Below are 8,406 nucleotides of genomic sequence, written 5' to 3' on the forward strand. Positions count from 1 at the left end.
AGAACGCTTGCGCACCCTGCCCGAAGCAGTGCGCGAGCAGATGAGCCTGGTACCTTAAAAACGTGGGGATACCTAAGTTCCAGGTTCACTTCTTTCTAGGCGCACCCCGCCGCGCCCGCCGCCCGCGCCAATGCACCGTCAGCTACACCCATTACTCCGGCGCCCACAATCACGCCGGCGACCAGCACGTACCCCACGTCCGCCTCAGTGGCCTATGGCTGGAACAACTGGGCTTTGCCATCGGCACCAAGCTGCGCATCACCGCCAGCGCGGGGCAGCTGTTGATGGAAGTGTTGCCGCCGGTGGAGGTGCCCGCCAAGGCGCAAAGCGTGCGGCGATGATGGCGCGGTTGCCAGACCCCTTGCGATTGACCTCGGTGCCGGATGCCACTAGCGTCGCAGCCACACCAGCGCACAACGGACGCTTCATGATCGCGCGCCCCCTTTATGCCTTGCTCGCCACCCTCGCTTTGGGCGCATGCGCCCACACGGCGGCCACCCCAGCCCCGGCAACCGTCACGGAGACATCTGCCATGAGTTCCTCAGCCGATCACGTACCTGCAGATCCTTCCAAAAGTGGACCGCGTTCCGCGAAGGAAGCATTGGAACGGGTGCTGGAGCTGATCCGCACAAGCGCCAGCATTGAGTCGTTCACTGCCGATCATGTGTCTCGAGCAATGGGCCAGCCGGTGCAGTATCGCGATGATGGTTCCGGGCGGTTCGGTGCCAGCGGGGTGCTGACAAGCGAATGGCACTACGGGTTTGGTGTCAACAAAACCGAAGTGAAGGGGGCGTGGTTCGAGTTCCTGTTCCTGCCTAACCCGCCAGAAGCGTCTCCTTCTATGTCGGATATCTGCCAGATCGACTTCGAGACGTTTGCAGCACACCTAGAGAAAATGGGGTTTTCGCGGCAGCGCAACTTTGTCGAGGATGGACGATGGATGAGTGAGATCTTCCAGCGCCCAGGGATGCGCGTAGAGCTCTTTCCGCGTGGTGAAGCTGACGCACCCCCAGAGCGCGCCACTCATCAATGCGTCGAATGGGTCCAAATTCGCTAGTCCAAGGAGCGGACATGTTGAGCCAAGAAGCAAGTGCCGTGGTGGCATCATTTAGTCAGCAACCAGGTGTCACGCGTGAGCACCTGGACAACTTCAATCGGGTTCTGAACGATTCGCCCGAGTTGACCCGCCAGATCAACGAGGCGGTGCAGAAAAAGGTGTTGAAAGGCTTCGCACCTTTAAATGACCCGCATGCGGGAGGCATCTATGATCCACGCGATCAGGAAATTCATTTGCCGCTCGCAGCCCTGGCGAATGATGCCAACGGCAAGCATGCCGCGGCAGGCGATTTGACCTTTGTCTTGGGACATGAAATTCAGCATAGCCTTTACAGCCCTACTGCCGCACTTGCGCGGGAGCAATTCAAGGCAGAAGCCATAAAAATTGCCCGTAGCACACACGATCACACTGCTGCTGGTGAAAAAGTGCTGGCCAGTAACCGGACGGACGAATCAACGGCCGAAATAGCCGGATGGAACGCCATAGTGAGCGCGGTCAAGACTCGCAACCCTAATCCTACGCTTGAAGATGTGTACCTATTCGCAGATGGTCGGGCTAGAGATTTCGTCACGCGCAGCGGCTATCCAAGCGTCTATACACCCAAGCCAAACCTGACGTTCAATAGCGACCTAACGTTGTCGCCCACGGCAAGTAACGTCGAGGCGATGGGGGTGAACTACTTCGATAAGTCGGTCAAAGATACGCGTATCGGTCATGCGGGCCAGTCCGACTACGTCAATCATTATGGTCCGTGGGTTGTCGGCACCGCCGCCATCTACGAGCGTCACTACAACAAGTCAAAGCCCGGCGAGCCAGAGCAGCCGATGATCCTGAACATGCAGCGTCTGGGATTCAAGGAGGAAATCCTGGAACGCAACGGCATCGATCTAGGCAGTGACACCCGTCCCATGCCGTACCTCGACAGTAGTAAGCAGCCGCCAACACCTGGGCTCTTCCAGCACAGCAAGGACAATCATCTATACGTCTCGCCGATTTCTGCCCAGGCGCTGGAGCAGGAGCTACGCGAGCGCGACCCGCAATCACCACCTTCTTCCCCGGCGCAGATGCCATCACAGCCGGGCCACCCAGACCACGCGCTGTACCAGCAGATCAGAGGTGGCGTGATGCAGCTCGATGCCCAACATGGCAAAGAGTGGGATGCATCGAGCCAACGCATGACGGCCAGCCTGCTTGCGCTGGCAAAAGAGGAAGGGCTGTCACGGGTGGATCATGTCGTGCTCAACAACCCGACACCGCAGTTGGCCGGTGGCGAAAAGGTCTTCATTGTCCAGGGTGCACTCAATGACCCGGCACACCAGTACGAAAAGCCAACCAACTGGACACTCATCGGCGACGGAACTGGACACCGCCGCCAAATGAATTGGATGCGAGCGCCAGAAGCGCTGGACAGCGCCGCCAGCACTCACTTCCAGGACTTGGCCGCCTTCGTCTTTCGCATGGATTCACCCTTGAGCGCTAGTTTGTGGCTGCTGTGAATCAGTCGATCCATGATGGCATCAGCCAAAGCAGGGTCATGGATAAACGCATGCCAGTCCTGCACTGGCATCTGGCCAGCCACAATCGTGGCGCCAGAGCCGACACGGTCATCGAGTAATTCCAGTAGATCTGCACGTCCGCGGCTGCTCAGCGGCGTCAGGCCGAAATCATCCAAGATTAGTAGGCCTGTCCTGGCGAGTTGATTGCGAAGCTTGGCCAGTGAGCCGTCCGCATGCCCGACCTCCATGTCTTCCAACAGGCGGCCTACGCGCCGGTAGCCTACGGTGATCCCTTGGCGTGCGGCTTGTACGGCCAGGGCACATGCCAACCAAGTCTTTCCAGTACCTGTTTGTCCAGTGACCAAAACGTTTTGGCGGTGCTCAATCCAGCCACAGGTCAGCAAATCCGCGATCACCGATCGATCCAACCCGCGCCCAACACGATAGTCAATAGCCTCCGGTTCGGCGTAGACCTTGAGCTTGGCATTGCGAATCAGGCGCGTGAAGCGCTTGCTGTCCCGCTGACTCACCTCGGCGTCAACCAGATGGCCAAGGCGCTGATCGAAGCCGAGTGCTCCGTAGCTGGATTGGGCGAGCTGATGTTCGACGCCAGCCACCATGCCGGTCAATTTGAGCGTTCGTAGCTGATCAATCGTATGTTCCAAAGACATAATGTTCTCCCTGAATTATGAGTAGTAGTTAGCACCGCGCACGTTTTCGTGCGCCTGTGGAGCGTCATCGTTGCTTGCACTGTCATCGCAAGATGCGCTGCGATCCAGATGGCGCACCAGGATCGACTTCACCGAGCTGACGCTGTTGGCTTGGATGCGTACGGCCCGGTCACAGGCCGCCTGCAGCCTTTCGATCCCGTGTTCACGCGCAAGGCGTTGCAGCCCTCGACAGGCTTGCAGGGTCAGTGCCGGTCGGCGATGGGTCGCGCTATGTCGTTGCACGAACTTATGTAGGGCGCCTCCTTGCTGACGCGCCCATGTCATCAGTACGTCCGGCGTGTCTTGTGCGTAAGCGCGATGAGCCGGGGGCTGGTGCTCCGGTGACGTGCTACATCCACCCACTTCGCCGCTGCGCGGATGCATGGCCACCCGCTTGTCGCGGTGGAAGACTGCCACGGCCTCCCGGGTGACCTTCAAGTTCACCTTTGCGCCAACCAATGTGTGAGGAACCGAGTAAAAGTGGCCCTGCCAAGGGACGTGGTAATCCTGTCCCACAGGGACTTTAAGCTTCCACTCTGCGTACTCGTAGGGCATCTGCGGACAGGGACGCAGCGCGGGGCCGTCCAGTTCCTCGAACAGTTGCTGACGGCTTTTTCCGCCGGACCCACGCATCGGACGAAGGTTCATGCGGTCCACCAGCTCGGCAATGGCGCGATTCAGTTCCTCCAGCGAGAAGAACACCCGATTGCGCAGCCGCGCCAGGATCCAACGCTGGGCCAGTTGCACCCCAATCTCCACCGGCGCCTTGTCCTTAGGTTTGCGCGGACGTGCCGGCAGCACCATGGTGTCGTAGTGCGCAGCAAACTCGGCGTAGGTCATGTTCAGCAGTGCCCCGTCCTGCCCGGAAACGGAGGTCACCGCCGCCTTGAGGTTATCTGGCACCAGATAGGTGGGCACGCCCGCAAAGAACTCCAGCGCCTTTGCATTGCAAGCGATCCAGTCAACCGATTTCTGGCTTGCGACGGCATAGACGAAGGTCTTGCGGCTGGCACCCATGACCGCCACGAAGAGCTCCACCGGGGTTGTTGCGCCGGTCATCTGATCAGTGATCGAAGGGCGCACTCCGGAGAAGTCCAGAAACAGCTGTTGTCCCGGTACACGCACCTGACGCATGACCAGTCCTCGCTTACGCGCATAGCGGCGGTAGCGGCGTCGGAACTCGGTCTCTGACATCGCCCCGGCTTCTAAGCCAAGGGCATATTCCTCATGCAATAGCGTAATCGTCATGCCGCGCCGCTGCAGCTCGGCGTGCACATACGACCAATCCGGTTCAACGAGCAACTTCTTCGCACTACTTTTGCCCGGATTCAATCGGCGCGCCAGCGCGACTTCGTCCATGCTCTCGATGTCATCCCACGATTGTGAGAGGGCTCGCAGGCGTTTGCGATAGCGGCCGACCGTGGTCGGCGAGCGATTCAACTTTTGACCAACCTGCCGATCGGTCAGGTCAGTGCGCAGCAGGCACCGGCACAGGTCTTTCAACGGATTCATGGCACTCCTTGCACCGCCTTCGTTCCAGGCACCAGCATTCGGGCCAGAACAGCGGCAACAGTCCCCCGTGCCAGCGCGTAAGAGCTGACAAACAGAGATTGACGAAGGGAGGGCGGATGCCGAGAATGCAGCGAACAGGTTCTAGCTACACCCTCAAAGCCCCCAAGCGTTGACGCGCTTGGGGGCTTTTGCATTTCCCACGTGTGGAATGGCGGTGGGAGTCGTCAGGTCATGCTGACCCCCTGTCTTCCATGTTCGCAGTCATTGCGTGTTTCCGTTTGGGTGCGATGCCCGGATGGCTTGGTCGCGCAAGCCTGCCAGCCAGTGCGCAATGTCTTTGGCAAGCGCGTATTTGCCGCGGCGATTAGGGATGGGGAACACCGGCACTGGCAGCGAGTCACGGGACAGAGCCTGCCGGAACGCATCCAGCGAGGTGTAGCCCAGGGCTTGGCGCAGATCATCCTGGCCTATCACCGGGCCATAGTGGTGCAACAGATCCTGCTCCAGGACTTTGGCCAACGCGCCGATGTGTTCGTCACGCTCTGTCATGCCGCTAGCGTAACGATTGCACCGATAGTCGCCCAGAAGGAAACTGAGGGCTTCCGCGTTACTCTAAATTGCACCGCGATGAGTCGGATAAGCCATTGATACAGATCAAGGACTACAAACTTGGGCGGGTAAAAGCGGTAGTTCGCTTGGCCGAATCGAACGCAAACCGTTCCGCTGAGAAGGCCTTGAACGTGCTGAAGGTTGGCTTATGGTTCGAGGGGCTGCGGGCGCGTATGGGCCGTCCGACGGCCTATCGCCTGGGTCAGGTTTTGCAGCCCTGCACCTACCTCAAGGGCGAGCACCATCACAATTTGTGGGCCAAGTACGCGCTGGGTAAGCACGTCCCCGGCGCCGAGACTCTCCGCACCACAGAAGCAGCCATGGCAGGCTCCAGTGAAATCCTCATGGCAGCAGCTTGGGACGCGCTGGACATCTCCCGCCCTGTTGGGGTAAATGCCGACACGCTGCTAAAGCGGTTGGGACCCGGGATCCAGATGGCGATCTTCGATCAGCAGGCGTTGGAGCGCGGACGCTATGTGCGGCGTAAAGCAACGCGCCAAGTGACTCGACGCCTGGAGGGACAAGCGGGCCTGGATAGCCTAGCCGCGCTCGTCGTATTGCTTCGAGAAGCGCATGAAGCAGGAAATCAAGGGCGGGCTTTTGAACTCGGGCGTTCGCTGCACGCCAGCCTGTTCCTGGCCACGATTGAGGGTCCGCTGTGGGAGATCGCAGAGGAGTTGTTCGCCTACTTCATCTGCTTCATTTTTCCGTTGGCAGAAGACAAGGAGCTTGCGTTTGATCTGCATCCAAGGATCATGCAGAGGCAGGCTTTCTGCTTCTCCCGCGTCCTACTGCAGCTGGAGGATGCTGGATGGGATGGCTATCTCCCGGGCGGGCATACCCGGCAGCTGCGTCGGTTGCTGACGATTGATTTCGGTTTCGATCTGTTCTTTGGGCTCGGACCACGCTTTCGGCTGACTCAGCCGGTCGAACAATCCAGCGAGAACGCCAAGCGATGGGTGGCAGAGCAAGACATTGCATGGGAGTGGGGACTGAGGACGCTTCACGCCGGCAGGCGCGAGCGCCTGATGCCGGATGAGGTGAGAGATCGAATTGCCGCTTGGCGCGCCTGAACTTCCTTCGCTTTGACATGAACACTCCTCACGACCTCAATCGGCCTTCTCGTAAGCGCCCGTGCAATCGGGTATTGAACCGCTCTGCTCCAAGACTTCGCACCGAAGTGTTCGATTCCATCGAGATGTAATACAAGCCGATCGAGGGTCGGCAGGGATTCGTAAAAAAAGAAAAAAGTGATCTAACTTGCTGTCAGAAAAGGATTTTTCAAGAATCCCTGCCAAGCCTCTTATAGAGGCTCGAGAATCCCGCGCGTCAATGCTTCGTCGTCCCAGCTATGACTTCGGTGAGCCAGCGCGAATCAGAAAGATTTTCGTCAAACTTGCTCCCACAGTCACTGTAGGAGATCAACATGGGTCTATGCGTTTCAAAGCCGAGCGTGGCTGGCTCACCTGAGCATTATGCAGCCCACGTCGCAGAGCATGCTACGCCCTCGGAAGAGGGCAGTGGGGCCCCGGCTCAGGCCACGTCTTCTTACTCGGCCACTGACCCAGCGTTGCAGGGGCTCGCAAGACGTGGCAAGAAAGTTGACCTTTCTCGTAGCGGCCTGCCTGAGCGAGTCGCACTGAAAACCGAGCTGTTAGCCAACTCCCTGTCGGATGCAAAAGATGCAAGAGTCCGCTCAAGTATAGTGAAGTACGGAGAGCAGACCTTGAAAATGTTGGCGACGAACAAGCAGCCGGATGAGGCGCTTCTGAAGCTCGACATCAAAAATCTGCCGGCCTTAGCCTCGGTGTATAACCGCCGTTACCCTGGATTGAACCTCCAGCACTTTGACTCGCCTATTGACTTCTTGCGGTCTTTGTCCGAGCAAACCACCTCAGTAGTTTCCCAGCGTGCCGTTCTTCGACTAAAACGTGATGGTGGACATCACGTAGCAGCGGATGTTCGACGGAGACCTAATGGCGAAGCAAGCGTAATCGTACTGGAGCCGGCGAGACTGCTCACTTTCGTGACCGGCCATACCCAACTGCGGCGTCAGGCCCTGTCTCAGCTCGGTGAAAATGCCAAATTTGCGTTCATTCAGGTGGGGGCACAGAAGTCTGCAGCGGACTGCCTGATATTCGATCTGCATTTCGCTTTGCGCGCTCACCAGCACTCATCCCTGTTCGATCAGTGGCATGACAACATGGTCAACCACGGGACGATTGATCCATACGGGCAAGGCGCGGCTTCGCCCAACGCGCTCTTGGAAGACGCTGGAGTCGAACTCATGCTCGGAGAAAAGATGCTGCCCGCCATCTTCTATAAGCACACGCACAGCTGCGGCGTGGTAGAAGAAGTGGACCTATCCCAACCAGAAAGTGCCTACACGGATGTCAGCACAAGCGGACGCCAGCAGCAACATGAATCGCTGGAGCAACGAGTTCAGGCCTTCCGCGTAGATCGAGGTTACAGCGCGTCGATCGAGACGTCGCGCGCCACAAAGATTCGATCAGCACTGGAGACAGCTATCTCTGATCGCCAGTCATAGGCAAATGGTGAACTTGATGTCCGGGCTGCGCGCGGTGATGGTCGCGCAGGTCGGCTCTCTTTGCCGCGACTACGGGGGGCGCAGATATGTTGCTGCGACTTCACTCCATGGATGGCGCATGCGGTGATCAAGAGGGTCACCAACGGCTGCCGGCGATCGCCCATAGGCTCCGTTAGAATCCCTCGCTAGCAGGACGCGACCGCGCAGTCCTCCCGCAGTCGGCGCTGGGCGTTCTGTAACCGCTGCCTCTGACCAGCAGCAGGCCAGCCGGTGCTGTGCTAGTTGCATCCTCCTTGCCTGCCTGCGCTGACTTTGCAAGTCACAACCGTCCAGCCTAAATGACGCCGCCGTCCAGTTTGGCTGATAGCTTTGTCCAGTTTATTTAGGGAAGGTCTGAACAACGAGGCCTAAGAGGGCAGAATGTCCGCATCGTTCCGGAGAATCGCGTTTGGATCTTCGGAGTTTCGCCATTTC

The 8,406-nt window shown here is 58.6% G+C and carries 7 protein-coding genes and 1 pseudogene; 5 read left to right on the plus strand and 3 right to left on the minus strand.

Annotated elements, in window-relative coordinates; all coding sequences use genetic code 11:
• Nucleotides 1-95: 95 nt before the first annotated feature.
• The 3 genes and pseudogenes from XdyCFBP7245_RS22785 to XdyCFBP7245_RS22795 form a co-directional block, all read left to right on the plus strand.
• Nucleotides 96-341, plus strand: a pseudogene (locus XdyCFBP7245_RS22785) (SymE family type I addiction module toxin); the annotation flags it as partial.
• An 86-nt stretch (nt 342-427) separates the two neighbouring features.
• Nucleotides 428-1,057, plus strand: coding sequence for a hypothetical protein (locus XdyCFBP7245_RS22790; protein WP_104617640.1), 630 nt, complete (start codon nt 428-430; stop codon nt 1,055-1,057).
• Complete coding sequence (locus tag XdyCFBP7245_RS22795; RefSeq protein ID WP_342352105.1) at nt 1,030-2,553, plus strand: XVIPCD domain-containing protein; 1,524 nt, start codon at nt 1,030-1,032, stop codon at nt 2,551-2,553. Before XdyCFBP7245_RS22790 ends, XdyCFBP7245_RS22795 begins: the two co-directional genes overlap by 28 nt.
• Here XdyCFBP7245_RS22795 and istB read toward each other — a convergent pair.
• The 3 genes from istB to XdyCFBP7245_RS22810 all read right to left on the minus strand — a co-directional run bounded on the left by istB (nt 2,481) and on the right by XdyCFBP7245_RS22810 (nt 5,324).
• Nucleotides 2,481-3,224: an IS21-like element helper ATPase IstB gene (gene istB, locus XdyCFBP7245_RS22800; protein ID WP_011347650.1), complete on the minus strand. Its 744-nt coding sequence runs from the start codon at nt 3,222-3,224 to the stop codon at nt 2,481-2,483. The genes XdyCFBP7245_RS22795 and istB overlap by 73 nt on opposite strands.
• A gap of 15 nt (nt 3,225-3,239) precedes the next feature.
• Nucleotides 3,240-4,775: an IS21 family transposase gene (gene istA, locus XdyCFBP7245_RS22805; RefSeq protein ID WP_046932710.1), complete on the minus strand. Its 1,536-nt coding sequence runs from the start codon at nt 4,773-4,775 to the stop codon at nt 3,240-3,242.
• A gap of 261 nt (nt 4,776-5,036) precedes the next feature.
• A complete protein-coding gene (locus XdyCFBP7245_RS22810) occupies nt 5,037-5,324 on the minus strand; it encodes a hypothetical protein (RefSeq protein ID WP_104617637.1) in 288 nt (95 codons plus the stop codon).
• A gap of 95 nt (nt 5,325-5,419) precedes the next feature.
• Between XdyCFBP7245_RS22810 and XdyCFBP7245_RS22815 the strand changes: the two genes are divergently transcribed.
• Together XdyCFBP7245_RS22815 and xopJ are read left to right on the plus strand one after the other, a co-directional pair.
• Entirely contained in the window at nt 5,420-6,457 is a 1,038-nt protein-coding gene (locus XdyCFBP7245_RS22815) for a hypothetical protein (protein WP_244907907.1), read from the plus strand.
• 353 nt (nt 6,458-6,810) lie between these two features.
• Nucleotides 6,811-7,932, plus strand: a complete 1,122-nt coding sequence (gene xopJ / locus XdyCFBP7245_RS22820; RefSeq protein WP_104617639.1) for a type III secretion system YopJ family effector XopJ — start codon at nt 6,811-6,813, stop codon at nt 7,930-7,932.
• The last annotated feature ends 474 nt before the right edge of the window (nt 7,933-8,406 follow it).

Origin of the sequence: Xanthomonas dyei (assembly GCF_002939865.1) — a bacterium.
GTDB lineage: Bacteria > Pseudomonadota > Gammaproteobacteria > Xanthomonadales > Xanthomonadaceae > Xanthomonas > Xanthomonas dyei.